The sequence below is a fragment of the Enterococcus sp. MMGLQ5-1 genome (assembly GCF_013155265.1).
Taxonomy (GTDB): Bacteria; Bacillota; Bacilli; order Lactobacillales; family Streptococcaceae; genus MMGLQ5-1.
Map to the genome: position 1 here is coordinate 247,561 of NZ_JABJXU010000001.1, position 16,486 is coordinate 264,046.

General features: G+C 36.8%; 15 protein-coding genes. 11 read left to right on the forward strand and 4 right to left on the reverse strand.

Features of this window, described 5'->3' with window-relative positions; all coding sequences use genetic code 11:
* Positions 1-42: 42 nt before the first annotated feature.
* A complete protein-coding gene (guaA, locus tag HOY35_RS01155; RefSeq protein WP_172210186.1) occupies positions 43-1,593 on the reverse strand; it encodes a glutamine-hydrolyzing GMP synthase in 1,551 nt (516 codons plus the stop codon).
* A gap of 86 nt (positions 1,594-1,679) precedes the next feature.
* Entirely contained in the window at positions 1,680-2,603 is a 924-nt protein-coding gene (gene coaA, locus HOY35_RS01160) for a type I pantothenate kinase (RefSeq protein ID WP_172210187.1), read from the reverse strand.
* Positions 2,604-2,858: 255 nt separating this feature from the next.
* Between coaA and HOY35_RS01165 the strand changes: the two genes are divergently transcribed.
* The 10 genes from HOY35_RS01165 to glgA all read left to right on the forward strand — a co-directional run bounded on the left by HOY35_RS01165 (position 2,859) and on the right by glgA (position 11,583).
* Complete coding sequence (locus HOY35_RS01165; protein ID WP_172210188.1) at positions 2,859-3,434, forward strand: GDSL-type esterase/lipase family protein; 576 nt, start codon at positions 2,859-2,861, stop codon at positions 3,432-3,434.
* A 2-nt stretch (positions 3,435-3,436) separates the two neighbouring features.
* Positions 3,437-4,042 (forward strand): class I SAM-dependent methyltransferase, encoded by a 606-nt coding sequence (locus HOY35_RS01170; RefSeq protein ID WP_172210189.1) that lies wholly within the window; start codon positions 3,437-3,439, stop codon positions 4,040-4,042.
* A gap of 104 nt (positions 4,043-4,146) precedes the next feature.
* Positions 4,147-5,430 carry a pyrimidine-nucleoside phosphorylase gene (locus HOY35_RS01175; protein WP_172210190.1) on the forward strand — a complete coding sequence of 428 codons (1,284 nt, stop codon included), beginning with the start codon at positions 4,147-4,149 and terminating at the stop codon, positions 5,428-5,430.
* Positions 5,431-5,464: 34 nt separating this feature from the next.
* Positions 5,465-6,130, forward strand: coding sequence for a deoxyribose-phosphate aldolase (gene deoC, locus HOY35_RS01180; RefSeq protein WP_172210191.1), 666 nt, complete (start codon positions 5,465-5,467; stop codon positions 6,128-6,130).
* Entirely contained in the window at positions 6,120-6,509 is a 390-nt protein-coding gene (locus tag HOY35_RS01185) for a cytidine deaminase (RefSeq protein ID WP_172210532.1), read from the forward strand. The genes deoC and HOY35_RS01185 overlap by 11 nt, the downstream gene beginning before the upstream one ends.
* A 57-nt stretch (positions 6,510-6,566) precedes the next feature.
* Positions 6,567-6,992: a YlbF family regulator gene (locus HOY35_RS01190; RefSeq protein ID WP_172210192.1), complete on the forward strand. Its 426-nt coding sequence runs from the start codon at positions 6,567-6,569 to the stop codon at positions 6,990-6,992.
* Complete coding sequence (locus HOY35_RS01195; RefSeq protein WP_172210193.1) at positions 6,970-7,290, forward strand: YlbG family protein; 321 nt, start codon at positions 6,970-6,972, stop codon at positions 7,288-7,290. Before HOY35_RS01190 ends, HOY35_RS01195 begins: the two co-directional genes overlap by 23 nt.
* Before the next feature lie 526 nt (positions 7,291-7,816).
* A complete protein-coding gene (locus HOY35_RS01200; RefSeq protein ID WP_172210194.1) occupies positions 7,817-8,959 on the forward strand; it encodes a glucose-1-phosphate adenylyltransferase in 1,143 nt (380 codons plus the stop codon).
* On the forward strand, positions 8,949-10,103 hold the full coding sequence (gene glgD, locus HOY35_RS01205) for a glucose-1-phosphate adenylyltransferase subunit GlgD (protein ID WP_172210195.1): 1,155 nt from the start codon (positions 8,949-8,951) through the stop codon (positions 10,101-10,103). Before HOY35_RS01200 ends, glgD begins: the two co-directional genes overlap by 11 nt.
* A gap of 46 nt (positions 10,104-10,149) precedes the next feature.
* Complete coding sequence (gene glgA / locus HOY35_RS01210; RefSeq protein ID WP_172210196.1) at positions 10,150-11,583, forward strand: glycogen synthase GlgA; 1,434 nt, start codon at positions 10,150-10,152, stop codon at positions 11,581-11,583.
* Positions 11,584-11,708: 125 nt separating this feature from the next.
* On the opposite strand, the gene HOY35_RS01215 is transcribed toward glgA, so the two are convergent.
* The gene (locus HOY35_RS01215; RefSeq protein WP_172210197.1) at positions 11,709-12,515 is read right to left on the reverse strand and encodes a DUF975 family protein; all 807 of its coding nucleotides are present in this window, start codon (positions 12,513-12,515) and stop codon (positions 11,709-11,711) included.
* A gap of 191 nt (positions 12,516-12,706) precedes the next feature.
* On the opposite strand from HOY35_RS01215, the gene tgt reads away from it, so the two are divergent.
* The gene (gene tgt / locus HOY35_RS01220; protein WP_172210198.1) at positions 12,707-13,852 is read left to right on the forward strand and encodes a tRNA guanosine(34) transglycosylase Tgt; all 1,146 of its coding nucleotides are present in this window, start codon (positions 12,707-12,709) and stop codon (positions 13,850-13,852) included.
* Positions 13,853-14,109: 257 nt separating this feature from the next.
* On the opposite strand, the gene thrS is transcribed toward tgt, so the two are convergent.
* Complete coding sequence (gene thrS / locus HOY35_RS01225) at positions 14,110-16,044, reverse strand: threonine--tRNA ligase (protein ID WP_172210199.1); 1,935 nt, start codon at positions 16,042-16,044, stop codon at positions 14,110-14,112.
* Between the last annotated feature and the right edge of the window lie 442 nt (positions 16,045-16,486).

Consider the following 16,486-nt stretch of genomic DNA (forward strand, 5'->3'; position numbering starts at 1 on the left):
CTTCAAAACCCTTGGTATGACAAGGGTTTGAAGCGCCTGTATCTATTCCCACTCTACCGTCGCTGGTGGCTTGCTCGTGATGTCATACACGATACGGTTAACGTGTGCAACTTCATTAACGATGCGTACAGAGATTTTTTGTAAAATATCCCAAGGGATTCGGGCAAAATCTGCGGTCATCCCATCAATAGAGGTGATCGCACGGATGCCAACGGTATAATCATAAGTCCGTCCATCACCCATCACGCCAACTGAGCGTGTGCCGGGTAATACGGTGAAGTATTGCCAGATTTCACGATCAAGACCTGCATTTTTGATTTCTTCACGTAAAATGGCATCTGATTCACGAACGATTTCAAGCTTTTCTGCTGAGATTTCACCTAAAACACGAATTCCTAAGCCTGGTCCTGGAAATGGCTGGCGCCAGACGATTTCATCAGGCATACCAAGCGCAGTACCTAAGGCACGAACCTCATCTTTAAAGAGGGTGTTTAATGGCTCAATAAGTTCAAATTGCATATCTTCAGGTAAACCACCAACGTTATGATGCGATTTGATTGTTTGTGCGGTATCGGTACCTGATTCAATGACATCAGTATAGAGTGTACCCTGTGCTAAAAAGTCAACACCATCAAGCTTAGCGGCTTCGTCATCAAATAAGTAAACAAATTCATTCCCAATAATTTTGCGTTTTTGTTCAGGGTCGGAAACACCTGCCAATTTGTCTAAAAAACGCTTTTGAGCATCAACCTTGATAATATTCAAGCCAAATTTGCCGCCTAAGGTTTCCATGACCTGATCGGCTTCACCCTTACGTAGTAAACCATGGTCTACAAAGATAGAAGTCAGCTGATCGCCAATCGCCTTTTGTAGTAAAACACCAACGACTGATGAGTCTACACCGCCTGAAAGACCAAGTAAGACCTTACGGTTGCCGACTTTTTCACGGATTTTAGCGATTTCTAGATCAATAAAATTACCCATTGACCAATTGCCCTCAGCTTGACAGATATTGAAGGCAAAATTTTTCAATAAATCATTGCCATATTCTGTATGTCGTACTTCTGGATGGAATTGAATGCCAAAAATATTCCGTTCAGTATTTTCAATGGCGGCAAACGGGCAATCATGAGATACACCAGTTGTTACAAAGCCTTCTGGAATTTCGGTAACCGCATCACCATGACTCATTAAGACAACCTGCTCTTCTGGCGTACCATTAAAGAGTAATGAATCCTTAGTATGTGTTAATTTGGACTGACCATATTCACGATTACCAGCATTAGCCGCAGCGGCTACCTTGCCGCCGAGCTTATGAGTAATCAGCTGCATACCGTAGCAAATCCCTAAAATTGGAATGCCTAAATCGAAAATACCTTCGTCAACACCAAAGGAATTTTCATCATAAACGGAATTTGGACCGCCTGAGAAGATAATGCCGATTGGATTGATTGCTTTAACTTCCTCAGCGGTAATTTTATGGCTCAATAGCTCAGAAAAGACACCGAATTCACGAATTCGACGTGTAATTAGCTGATTGTACTGTGAACCGTAGTCTAAAACAATTATTTTTTCAGTGTTTAGCTTGCTCAATGTTTACTCCTTTAGCATGATAAATTAGAAATAATGTTATTTTCGGAAATATTTCCTGAAATTTACATAGTATAATCATTGTACCTTTAAAATTTCTTCAAGTAAATGGCATCAATATAGTGCTTTTGACTTTTATGCAAAATAATGTCTGCTCGGTTTCGTGTTGGCAGAATATATTCCATTAAATTAATTTTATTAATGGTGTTCCAGGTATCTGTCGCGAGGGCAATTGCATTTTTTAATGGCCATTTTGCAACCTCATGATAATAATTTTGAGGATCATCCTTTGCAAGCTCAAGAATCAGCTTGAAGCGTTCAATATACCAATTGTAGATGAGATTTTCTTCAGCATCGACATAGATTGAAAAATCAAAAAAATCACTGACATATAAGTGCTGGTTATTTGGATTTTGAAAGACATTAATCCCTTCAACAATTACAATATCTGGCTGAGTTAATATCTGTTTTTCATCCTTTAGAATATCATAAACTTCGTGAGAGTACACGGGTGATTCAATTCTTTTTTTGCCGCTTTTTAATTGATCTAAAAAAGTCAGTAATAAATCCATATTATAGCTCTCAGGGAAACCTTTTCGGTCTAAGATCCCTCGATCTCTTAATTCTTTATTTGGGTATAAAAAACCATCGGTGGTTACTAAATCGACAGTTAGGTTTTTGAAATATCTGGTTAGTAAGATTTGCAGTAATCTTGCTGTCGTGCTTTTACCTACGGCAACACTGCCAGCAATCCCAATGATAAATGGGCGATTTGGTTCAAATTTTTGTAAGAACAGGCCCTTAGAAAAATTTAAATCCTCATAAGTTTTTTTATATAATCGAATTAGATGAATTAGTGGTAAGTAAATTTCCTGAACATCCTCCAAGCTAATTGCATCATTTAAACTTTTGATGTTTTCTAATTCCTCAATTGATAATGGTGCAATTGTTTTATGGTACAAAGCTCTCCATGCATCACGAGAAATTTTTTCAAAATTAATCAATTCATCCATTTTTTCCATCCTATCAAGTCAATTATTCTTTAAACATAAGTTGATTGGCTTATTAAAATAATGTAAACGCTCGCTTTGTATTTTAACATAATCTATGTCGAAATTTAGCATTCATTGATAAAAATTCGAATATCAAGCAATTGTTTTAATTTCTGGCTACTTTATTGCTGGAATCTCCTTTAATTTTGCATGGATTGATGTTTGATATGGTAAAATATCTTATAAGCTTTTAACAATAATCGGAGAAGGTGTGTAATGATTAAAATAGCAATTTTTGGTGATTCAATAACAGCAGGCTGGAATGGTCAGGTAGCTACTAATATTTTGAAGCGGGAGCTTGAAATGGCATTGAAAAATCAATACAAGCTTGAGGCTGAGGTAATATTATTTGGTGTTCCAGGTGATGATACTAATGATGCAGTTAAACGTCTGTCGGCTGTTAAAATGGCGAATGCTGATTATAATGTTGTTTTTTTTGGTGCAAATGATGCATCGGCACATCACGAAGTATCAACAGCCGATTTTAAGGCTAACTTAGAGCTCATTGTAGCTGAGTTGGCTGGACAAATTATTATGGTAACGCCACCAGCAGTCAATGAGCAACGACTGGATGTGCGTGATAGAAATAATCATAATGTTGAAGCCTATAAAGAGATAACACTTGCGGTTAGTAATCAGCATCTGCTACCGACGATTGATATATATCATCAAATGAAGGTCTATCCCGGAACGAATGAATTTTTACAAAAAGATGGGCTTCATTTTACACAAGAGGGCTATCAATTACTTGCCTTTTTAATTGCGGCAAAAGTCAAAAGTTTGAGGAGTTAGTCATGGGGCAAATGTATTATGCGGAGAATCCAGATGTGGCGCACGATATCCATCAGTTAAAGGTCACTTTAAAAGGCTTGCCATTTCATTTTTATACTGACGCGGGCGTTTTTTCCAAAACTGCTGTTGATTTTGGTACCCAGCTATTATTGGAAACACTTAATTTTAATTTAGATGAAGCAGGTTCTCTTTTGGATGTTGGCTGTGGCTATGGTCCAATCGGCTTGACCTATGCTAAAACGACTGAATGTCAAGTAACAATGATTGATATTAATCAACGGGCCATTGCATTAGCACAAAAAAATGCTGTACTTAACCAGATTAAAAATGTTGAGATTATGCAGTCCAATCTATATGAAAAAATTACTGGTCAATTCGATGGTATTATCAGCAATCCACCAATCAGAGCAGGCAAAAAGGTCGTCCATCAAATTTTAGCAGAAAGTATCCAATATTTACGACCTAATGGCACACTCACGATTGTCATTCAAAAAAAGCAAGGTGCACCAAGCGCCAAAGAGAAGATGTTATCGGTTTTTGGCAATGTGACCGTATTGGCTAAGAAAAAAGGCTATTATATTTTGCAAAGCGTTAAACAATTAAACTAATGATATTGCTTGAAAGCTATTTTAAGACCGTTTTTGCTAAGCGACTTGATCATTCAATTTTTTAAAGGGCTTTGTCCATTTCATTTAATAAAACGGAGGGTTTTATGCATTTTTTGGAATTAATAGAAAAAAAGAAACGTGGTGGTCAGTTCACAAAATCCGAAATTGAATTTTGGATTGAAGGCTACGTTGCAGGAGATATTCCCGACTATCAAGTTTCGGCATTATTAATGGCTATTTTTTTTAATGGTATGTCTAAGCAGGAAACCACTGATTTAACGATGACCATGGTTGCTAGTGGTGCACAAATTGATCTAGCTTCAATTGAAGGCATCAAGGTGGATAAGCATTCCACTGGTGGTGTTGGTGATAAGGTAACTCTGATTTTAGTACCATTAATTGCTAGCCTTGGCATACCGGTAGCAAAAATGAGTGGACGAGGTCTGGGACACACCGGAGGTACAATTGATAAGCTAGAATCGATTGCCGGCTTTCAAACTGAATTAACGACCAATCAATTTATTGACCAGGTCAATCAGATTGGTTTAGCTGTTATTGGGCAAAGTGAGCAGTTGGTTAAGGCGGATAAGCTCTTATATGCTTTACGTGATGTGACAGCAACGGTTGACTCGATGCCACTGATAGCTAGCTCGATTATGAGTAAAAAAATAGCGGCTGGTAGTGATGCCATTCTATTGGATGTGACTATTGGTAGTGGCGCATTTATGAAAGATGTAGAAAATGCTGAAATATTGGCACGCTTGATGGTTGAATTAGGGGAGCAGGTTGGTCGTAAAACGATAGCTGTAATTACCGATATGAGTGAGCCGTTAGGCTTAACTATTGGTAACCGTTTAGAGATTTTAGAAGCAGTGGCTGTCTTGAAAAATCAAGGCCTACCAGAATTAAAAGAATTTGTCTTAGACCTAGCTGAGCTAATGCAGAAATTAGCAGGTGAGGTGCCTAACCGTGCCCAGCTAGAAGCGAATATAGCAAATGGCGCTGCTTATCATAAGCTGGTTGAAATGGTTGTTGCGCAGGGCGGAACGGAGGCAGCACTTTTAAAACCAGCAGCAACGACTTATCAAATTGTTTATTCAGCAAAAAAATCGGGCTATATCTCAAGGCTTGATGCATTGCTTTTGGGAGAGATTGCAATGCAACTTGGTGCTGGTCGTCAAACTAAGGCTGATACGATTGACAATGAGGTCGGCATTGTTTTGACCAAGAAGGTTGGTGCTCCAATTAAAGAGGGTGAAACGATTCTGACGCTTTACAGCAATCAAGAAATTAGTCAGCTTATTAATCAACAGCTTGAGTGTGCAGTTCAGATTGCTGATTACTCTAAATCCAATCCAAGTATTATTAAAATTATAGAAAGCGAGTAATAGCCTGAGTTAATCAGTGTTATAAATTATTATTATGAAAATTAATCAATATATCGATCATACGCTTTTAAAAGCTGATGCCAATGAACAAGCAATATTGAAAATTATTAATGAGGCTCGGCAATATCAATTCGCCAGTGTCTGTATTAACCCAATTTGGGTTAGCTATGCGGCAGAGCAGCTTAAGAATTCACCAGTTAAGGTTTGTACAGTGATTGGCTTCCCGCTCGGAGAAAATACCTCTGAAACAAAAGCATATGAGGCGAAAAATGCAGTAATCAACGGCGCTAATGAAGTAGACATGGTAATCAACATCGGTGCGTTAAAAACAGGACACGAGCGAGCCGTTCAAAAGGATATTGAAGCAGTTGTTGAAGCAGTTGCCAGCAAAGCGGTTGTCAAGGTGATTATTGAAACAGCGCTTTTAAGTGAAGCTGAAAAGATAAAAGCCTGTCAATTAGCTGTTTCGGCAGGTGCTGATTTTGTTAAGACCTCAACTGGCTTTTCAACAGGTGGAGCCACTTTAGCAGATGTTAAGCTTATGAAGGCTACGGTTGGCAATAATGCACAGGTTAAGGCAAGCGGCGGTATTTATTCTCTAGCGGATGCCGAAGCGATGATTGCAGCAGGTGCAACTCGAATCGGTACTTCAGCCGGTGTCGCGATTATGAAAGGACAAGTTTCAGATGCTGCCTATTAACGAATTAATTGATTTAACAATTCAAGCGAGCCAATCTGCCTATGCACCTTATTCCCAGTTTAAAGTTGGTGCAACACTCGTCTCAAAATCAGGTACGGTTTACCAAGGCTGCAATATTGAGAATGTTTCTTATGGGCTGACAAACTGTGCTGAGCGAACGGCAATTTTCAAGGCAATTAGTGAAGGTGAGCAGGCGTTCTCCAAGCTTTATATTTATGGCGAAACCGAGCAACCGATTAGTCCTTGCGGTGCCTGCCGACAAGTGATGTTTGAGTTTTTTGAGCCAGAAACTGAAATTGTATTAATTAGCAAAAATAGGACAATCAAGCGAGTTAAAATGGCAGAGCTGCTGCCCTATCAATTTAAAAAATTGGATTAGCTGCTTGTTTATAATGTTTTACTTTTTAGAGAAAGTGAAAAATGGTATATTGGAGTTATGTTAATTTATAATGAAGAAACAATAGAAATGGAAAAATTAGTTGATGAATTAATTGATAGTCTTAAAGAAAATGGGCAATATCAAAAGCTGGTTGAAGCCAAAAAACATTTTTTATCCAATCGGGAATTGCAAAATGAAATTCATCAATTCGAGCTTGAACGAAATCAATTCTTAGAGCAGGAGGCTTATCTTAAATATCGTCCAGAATTAAAGGCCAAAAAGCTAACCTTAATTCGACAAAAAAGAAAGCTTGATTTACAGGCTGATACAGCTGATTTAAAGCTTGCTGAATATGAATTTCAAGCTGTTTTAGACAGCTGTTTAGCATCAATTGCAAGCTGCTTTTCGGAGTCAATTGAGGTTAGTACGACTAATTTCCAAATTAAGAAGGGAGGTCATCATGGAAAATGTCATGTCAATTAATCAACGACGTTTAATTGCGATTTATTTTTACAATCCGCGTTTTTTAAAAAATCTAAAGCGGTTTGGTGAGGTTTTTTATATCTCACGTAAATTAAAATATGCGCTGATGTATGTTGATGAGTCAGACCTCGATAAGATTTTATCACAAATTCAAAAACTACACTTTGTCAGAGAAGTCGAAAAAAGCTATCGTCCTGATATTGAAATGAATTTTGCTGATCGTATTGGTAAATTCAATTTTGAAGAAGATGATCGGGAAAATCAAAAGGTTGAATTGCAGCTTAAAATAAATGAATAATGCTACTATATGAGAAGTCGTAACTAAATTAGTTAATATTTATTAATTAATTTTTACGGCTTTTTGTTATTTAATTTATTTTTTCAATATAATATCCGTTTTTTCATTGTTGAAATTTGATTATCTGATTGTAAGTGTTATTTATTAAAAAAAAATTAAAATTAAAAATATTTATTTTTAACAAAATATTCACAAATGTTTATTCTGCTTTTTTAGATTAATTAGTTCTGTAAATGCGATTAATTAAGCAAAGTAATTATTGAAAAGTATTTATAATTAGTAAATGGTATATTTTCAATAATAACGAATAAAAATTTAATTTATTGATATATTTTAAGAATATTATTGAAAAAATTAAAAAATAACTCATATTTTTATTCAATTATGATATACTCAAGATGTAAGGTTTTGAACTGATAATTATGTATCTAATCAGTTATTTTTGCCATTTTATTTGTTGTAATAACTGCGATAATGTGTCGTTGAATTTATTGGCGAGGGGGCTAGGTGTTAAACACCGCATATTATGAGTACAGAAATGTTAGCAATGATTTTAGCTGGAGGGCAAGGCACACGTTTAGGTAAGCTGACGAAAAATATTGCTAAGCCAGCAGTTCAGTTTGGGGGAAGGTATCGAATTATCGATTTTGCACTTAGTAATTGTACAAATTCGGGAATAGATACAGTGGGTATTGTTACTCAGTATCAGCCGCTTGCACTAAATTCACATATTGGTAATGGTGCGGGCTGGGGCTTAGATGGTATCAATGCTGGTGTGACAATTTTACAGCCTTATTCTGCTCAAGAAGGCAATCGTTGGTTCGAAGGCACCAGTCATGCGATTTACCAAAATATAGACTACATTGATTCGGTTAATCCGCAGTATGTTTTGATTTTGTCTGGTGATCACATCTATAAAATGGATTATGAAGAAATGCTTCATGAGCATATCGAAAACAATGCTTCTTTGTCTGTTGCGGTGATAAATGTACCAATTGAAGAAGCGAGTCGCTTTGGTATTATGAATACCGATGAAAACGGTCGAATTGTTGAATTTGAAGAAAAACCCAAGGTACCAAAATCAACAAATGCTTCGATGGGAATTTATATTTTTGATTGGCAGCGCTTACGTGAAATGCTAGTGAATGCAAGTAAAACAGAGATTGATATGAGTGATTTTGGCAATAATGTAATTCCAGCATTCTTAGAGGCAGGTGAAAATGTCTATGCCTATGAGTTTGATGGCTACTGGAAGGACGTTGGGACAATTGATTCACTCTGGGAAGCTAATATGGAATTCATTGATCTTGACAATGACTTAAAAGTGCGCGAAAAAAGCTGGAAAATCTATTCAAAAAATTTAATCTCACCACCTAATTTCATTACAGAAACAGCAAATATTGACCATTCTTTAATTGTGGATGGCTGCTTTGTCTCTGGATCGGTTAAAAATTCCATTTTATCTACGAATGTCCAAGTTAAAGAGGGCAGTGTGATTGAAGATAGTTTTATTATGACCGGTGCCTCAATTGGTAAAAATGTAGTGATTAAACGGGCGATTGTTGGTGAAAATGCGATTATTGGGGATAATACGGTTCTAATTGGTGATCAAGTGGTTGAGGTCGTAGGCTATGGTGAAATTTTAGGGGAGGATCGAGATGAAGAGTAATAAGGTATGCGCTATTATCGGTAATTATTTTGAGTATAAGGGCCTCGACGAATTAGTTGAAAAACGACCGCTCGCAACGATTCCTTTTGACGGTAAATATCGTCTTGTTGATTTTCAGCTCTCTAGCCTAGCCAATGCCAATATTCGTCAAGTCTTTCTTGCCCTTCATCATTATCAAATTACCTCGATGCTGGATCATATTGGTTCTGGTAAGGAGTGGGGCTTGGATAATTTAACTCATCGCTATTTCATGGGCTTTTATGAGCAATTTGAATCCAGACGAGCACAGGGTAAAAATTATACGACACATATTTTGGACTTCTTAAAAAAATCTGGATCAGAAATTACAGTCATGATGTCCTCAAATATTGTTGCTAATATTGATTTAAAACCCTTTATTGATCTACATCGTAAAAACGGAAAAAATATTTCTGCACTATATAAAAAAATGACTCCAGAAAATCTGTCGGAGGCGCACACGATCCTTTCTTTAAAAGAAGATAAGCAGCTAGTGGCAGATACGCATCAATTTGATCCACAAATTGATATTCAGGAAAAGGTAAATTTTGGCATTGGGATTTATATTATTAATACCGCTTGGTTGATTAATACCATTGAAGCAAAATTTGAAAGCTATAGTGAGGATGCGCCACTCAGTCTACAAGCAGCCTTACCTAGCATCTTAAAAGCTGAAGAGACGGAGGCATTTGAATATATCGGTTACTTGACACCAATTCATGATGTCAAATCCTATTATGATGCCAATATGGATATGTTAGATTCAGCCAAATTTAATGCCTTACTTTATTCAAATAATCGTGTCTTTACCAAAGTAAAAAATGAAGTACCAACTTATTTTGCGAAGGGTAGTGTAGTCAGGAATGCTCAATTTGCTTCTGGCTCAATTATTGAAGGCGAGGTTGTCAACTCAATTATTTCGCGAAATAACCAGATTGATGCTGGTAGCTCGATTAATCATAGTATTATTTTTCCCGGTGGAAAAATTCATCAAGATGCTAAAATTAAATATGCGATTCTTGATAAGAATGTAGTCGTTGAAAAGGGTGTTGAGATTTCAGGAACCGAGGATAAGCCTGTTGTGATTAGAAAGAATAGCGTGGTTACTGAGAATGTAACAGTATGATTAAAATCCTACTGTGAAAAGTGATGATTGAGAGCTTGGAGGAATTATGAAAATTTTATTCGCAGCAAGTGAATGTGCACCATTTATCAAAACAGGTGGCTTGGGTGATGTCGCGGGTGCTTTGCCTAAGGAGCTAGCTAAAAGAGGTGAGACAATTCGTGTTGTTTTACCATATTACCAAAAAATTGCAGCTGCTTACCAGGATCAAGTTGAGGATGTGACTAATTTTGAGGTTATGGTTGGTTATCGTCGACAATATTGTGGCATTAAAACATTAACACTAGCTGGTGTCCAATACTATTTTATTGATAACCTGTTTTATTTTAATCGTGAAAATGTTTATGGCTATTACGATGATGGTGAAAGATTTGCTTTTTTTCAGCTTGCTATTGTTGAAATGCTTGAAAAAATTAATTACATTCCTGATTTAATTCATGTTAATGACTATCATACAGCCTTAGTACCATTTTTATTAAAGGAAAAGTATCATTGGATTAATCGTTACCAGAATATCAAATCATTACTCACAATTCATAATATTGAATTTCAAGGTAAGATGAGTCGAGAATCTATGTCGGATTTATTTGGAATTGGCACTGAGCGCTATGATGACGGTACTGCTCGCTGGGAAGACTGTTTTAATTGGTTGAAAACAGGGATTTTGTATGCGAGTCGAGTCAATACGGTTTCACCAAGCTATGCAGAGGAAATTAAGACACCAGAATTTGGTTGTGGCTTAGATATTGTTTTAAGAATGGAAGCTGGCAAATTATCTGGCATTACGAATGGTATTGATTATCAGCTGCTTAATCCAGAGACGGATTCCTTGTTAAAATATCACTTTTCAAGTAAGGCTTTGGCTGGCAAGGCTAAGAATAAGGCTTGGATTCAAGAAAAGGTTGGTTTGCCAATTCGAGCCGATGTGCCATTGCTTTCAGTCATCTCTCGCTTAACTTATCAAAAGGGTTTTAATTTACTAATTGATGAGTTAGATTACTTAATGCAAGATGACATTCAGTTAATTCTAATTGGTACAGGTGATTTGCGCTTTGAATCAGAGTTTGAGTATTATGCAGCTAAATATCCAAATAAATTTGTTGCCCTGATTACTTTTGATGTAGCCTTGGCGCAGGAGGTATACGCTGGTAGTGATTTATTTTTAATGCCAAGTGCCTTTGAGCCTTGTGGACTGTCACAAATGATGTCAATGCGCTATGGAACACTACCAGTTGTTCATGAAGTGGGTGGACTAAAGGATACTGTGATTCCCTATAATCCTGTGTCTCAGCAGGGAACAGGCTTTGGCTTTGCTGAATTTTCAAGCTATCGCTTTAAGGAAGCAATTGATAAAGCTGTTGACCTCTATCAAGCCGATCAAAAAATTTGGCGTAAATTGCAGCTACAAGCGATGACTACTGATTTTAGTTGGAATTTGGCGAGTCAAAGCTATCAAAAATTATATCAAAATATTTTAGACTAACTAAAAAGCTGTGATGACATTGTAATATGGTCATTATTAAGCAAATTAAAAACGAGGCTGGATTTTTCCATGCCTCGTTTTATGATTATTTAATCTCATACTTATTAATTCCAAATTGACAATACTTAAAAAGTATCAATTTCTTTAATTGCTTTAATATCGTTATAAAAAGCAATATGAGTCATTTCTAGATAAGGTGTTACCCAAACTGAAGCTAATCCGAACGTGAATAAAACTAAAAGTATCCAAAGAATAAAGCTAATTTCTAGGATGAATAAATTCATTTTTTCACCTTTCATTAATGCAACACTTTCTTTAATTAATTTTCTTGCCGAAACAGTTTGATCACCACGCTTAATGTGATCGTGATAAATGTAGAAGGCTTGAGAATAGGCAAAAGAACGATTAATTAAAACCGCAAATACGCAAAGAAATGCGATAATTGCTAGAAAAATTAAGGCTACATTTCCGCTCCCGCTTGCACCAATAGCGATAAAAACAATGCCAATGACCATTGGCAATAATGCCCAAAGCATCAGATAAACAAACAATAATAGACTAGTCACAAAAACTTTGATTAAAAATGGGCCATTTAATTTTTCTTTAAATGAATTAATTGGATGTATTTTAAGCTCTGGATTTTTAAAGGCATCCATATAGGTAAAAATAATCGCGGTAGTCACAAATGAAATTAGTATTGAAACAATCAAGCTTAGATAATTACCCGGATTGGCAAAAACACTAAAATCATAGTTTGCACCAATATTTGCGGAATAAAGTGTTTGATCAGTACTGATTTGTCCTGAACGAATGGATGAAAAAATACTCCAAATGACTGGAATTAAGAATAATAAGATCTTATTTTTGGTATCAACTGATAGCACAGCCTTTGCTTCTGTTTTTAATTCTTTTGTTGTTTTGTTAATTTTCATAATCTCCTCCTAGACTTATTATAGTATTAATTTGTTTTAAAATCCAAAGATAATTAAAATATGAAATTAATTGGTTTTAGATTTTTATCGTGATAAAGATTGAATTTAATAACAAAATTGCTTATGATTAGACTTGTTGATTTTTAATTTTTTGAATCAAGCAAAGTATGATTACTTTTGTAGGAGGCAATATGAGTGAACCAGCAATTAAATATCGTTTAATTAAAAAAGAAAAATATACGGGTGCAAGATTGGGTGAAATTGAAACACCACACGGTACCTTTAGAACACCGATGTTCATGCCTGTTGGCACGCTGGCGACAGTTAAAACTATTAGTCCAGAGGAATTGAAGCAGATGGGTGCAGGTATTATTTTAAGCAATACTTATCATTTGTGGCTTCGACCAGGGGATGAATTAGTTCAAAAAGCGGGTGGTTTGCACAAATTTATGAATTGGGATCAGCCAATTCTGACAGATTCAGGTGGGTTTCAGGTTTTTTCACTCTCAGATATGCGAAAAATTGAAGAAGAGGGTGTCCATTTTAGAAATCATCTAAATGGTAGTAAATTGTTTTTATCACCAGAAAAAGCCATTCAAATTCAGAATAATTTAGGCAGCGACATTATGATGAGCTTCGATGAATGTCCTGACTATCATCATCCATATGATTATGTTAAGCAATCGGTTGAGCGGACGAGTCGCTGGGCTGAGCGTGGTTTACTCGCGCATCGCAATCCGGCAAGTCAAGGTTTATTTGGTATTGTTCAAGGTGCGGGATTCAAGGATTTGCGCAAGCAATCAGCTAGAGATTTAGTATCAATGGATTTTCCCGGCTATTCGATTGGCGGGCTTTCGGTTGGGGAGACTAAAGCTGAGATGAACCGTGTATTAGAATTTACCACACCTGAATTGCCGGAAAACAAGCCACGTTATTTAATGGGCGTTGGCGCACCTGATTCTTTAATCGATGGTGTGATTCGTGGGATTGATATGTTTGATTGTGTCTTGCCAACTAGAATTGCAAGAAATGGCACCTGTATGACTTCGCAAGGTCGCCTAGTGGTTAAAAATGCGCAATATGCTGAAGATTTTAGTCCACTAGATCCGAAATGTGATTGCTATACCTGTAGGAATTATACAAGGGCTTATTTACGCCACCTAATTAAGTGTGATGAAACCTTTGGCATTCGTCTGACGAGCTATCATAATTTATATTTCTTGATTCATCTAATGCAACAGGTACAAGAAGCTATCTTAAATGATGATTTACTCGCGTTTAGGCAGGATTTCTTTGAAGCTTATGGCTATAATCAACCTAATGCTAGGGCGTTTTAAGCTTAGCTGCTGAATTATTGAAAAACGGCTCTATGTCGGATCGAACTGATTTGACTAAAATTAATATAGTTGTTTGGCAGTTGTCTTCGGATGATTGCCTTTTATGTCATATATGCCTAGTTTGGATGTTTGTCGGAAAGAATTCCAAAAGCACGCGTTAGGCGTTGTTTTATCGTGAAAACAGAATTGTTTCATGGTAGTGCTAAGCAGAAAAAAGGACAAAGCAGACCTCTAGGTTCGCTTTGTCCTTTTTAGTTTTATTTTCTTGATTTATTCTCAATTTCCTTTTGAATGCGTTCAATGAATGCTTCAGCTGCAACAACTTCAGTTTCCTTTGAGCCGTAGCGACGCACATTAACAGTGTGATCCTCTTGTTCTTTATCGCCAACGACTAATTGATATGGAATTTTTTTCGTTTGTGATTGGCGAATTTTATAGCCCATTTTTTCATTGCGCTTGTCAAAGTCAACTCGAACACCAGCTTTTCTTAAGGTGTCACTAATGCTTTTGGCATAATCAAAATGCGCATCTAAAGAAACTGGAATCACGGAAACCTGAGTTGGTGCCAGCCAGGTTGGGAAAGCACCCTTATACATTTCAATTAGATAAGCAGTGAAGCGTTCCATCGTACCAACAACTCCACGATGAAGCATTACAGGTCGGTGCATTTCACCATCTGGACCGATATATTCTAATTCAAATTGTTTTGGTAAGAGAAAGTCAATTTGAATGGTAGACATCGTTTCTTCACCACCGAGTGCCGTTTTTGTTTGGATATCTAATTTAGGACCATAGAAGGCTGCTTCGCCTTCAGCCTCAAAATAATCAATTCCTAGATCTTCAACGGCATTTTTTAATTGCTTTTGAGCCAATTCCCACATTTCGTCATCTTCAAAGTATTTCTCTGTATTTTCCTTGTCACGATAGGAAAGACGGAAACGATAGTCAGTAATATTAAAATCCTTATAGACCTCAATGATTAGTTTTAGAATTTCCTTAAACTCATCCTCAATTTGATTCGGTGCAACGAAGGTGTGCCCATCATTTAGGGTCATTTCACGAACACGCGACAAACCAGTTAGGGCACCTGATTTTTCATAGCGGTGCATCATACCAAGCTCAGCAATTCTTAATGGCAATTCACGATAGCTGCGTGGTTCATGTTTGTAGACCTGAATATGACTTGGGCAATTCATTGGGCGTAGTTCTAATTGTTCGCCATCTCCCATATCCATTGGTGGAAACATGTCCTCACGATAATGATCCCAGTGACCCGAGGTTTTGTAGAGATTTAGGTTAGATACTGGTGGCGTATATACGTGTTCATAGCCTGCTGCCAGCTCCTTATCAACAATGTAGCGTTCAATTGTACGACGAATTGTTGCGCCATTTGGCAACCAAACAGGAAGACCTGAGCCGACCTCTTGACTGGTGAAAAATAAATCTAATTCCTTGCCAAGCTTACGATGATCTCGCTCTTTACGTTCAGCAAGCTCTTGTAGGAAATCCTTTAATGCCTTTTTATCAAAAAAGGCGGTACCATAAATTCGTTGCATCATTGGATTTTCTGATTTACCGCGCCAGTAGGCACCAGCAACATTTAATAATTTAAAAACCTGTAGCTTACCAGTAGAAGGGATATGAGGTCCGCGACAAAGGTCGGTAAATTCACCCTGCGTATAAGTTGTAACAGTTTCATCTTCAGGTAAATCTTGAATGAGTTCGACTTTATAAGGGTCGTCCTTAAAAATTTCAAGGGCCTCTGCTTTAGAGACAACCTTACGTTCTGTCTTGAAGTTTTCACGAACAATTTTTTGCATTTCAGCTTCGATATCAGCAAGCTGTTCATCTGTTACCTGACCGTCTGCATTATCGGTATCATAGTAAAAGCCGGTTTCAATTGCTGGTCCAACACCTAAATGGATATTTGGATACAGTCTTTTTAAGGCTTGTGCCATGACATGGGCAGCAGAATGACGTAGGACGTCTAAAGCATCAGCGTGGTCAGGTGTCACAATTTCAATTGTACCATCTTCTAAAATTTCACGGTCAACATCAATTAGCTGATTGTTGAATTTAATTGCCAATGCTTTTTTGGCAAGTGAGTTGGAAATGCCTTGAGCGATTTCAAAGCCAGTTACTGGTGCTTCAAATTCTTTAACTGCACCATCTGGAAAAGTGATTTTTAACATTTTTACTCCTTTATTATTAAAGCTTTTTTGTTTTATAAATTTTGATAAAAGACGTTTAATGATATAAGAATTATGAATTTTATATCATTAATGTTTAAACAGTAGCATTGCAGCTCATGAAATTTGCGCAGATTTTGAGAGTGCTTGTCATCAAGGTAAAGGTGATACTGTAAGTATGGCTGCTCAAGTATACCATGCTGGAAGGGCTTTTATTGAATCAATTAAGTAGCCCTATGTGCTAAAGCACATGCCATCATGGCAAAAAAAAAGCCTAAATAGCCATCTAGCTATTAGGACGTCTTAACGTGGTTCCACCTAATTTGGAAGCGAACCTCCATCTCATTGCTCATAATGCTGAGTCTGCATAAACTTAAAAAGTGGTAAGTCGTATTTCCATAGGTAGATTTGCACCAACCATCTACTCGCTAAACTATCTTGTACG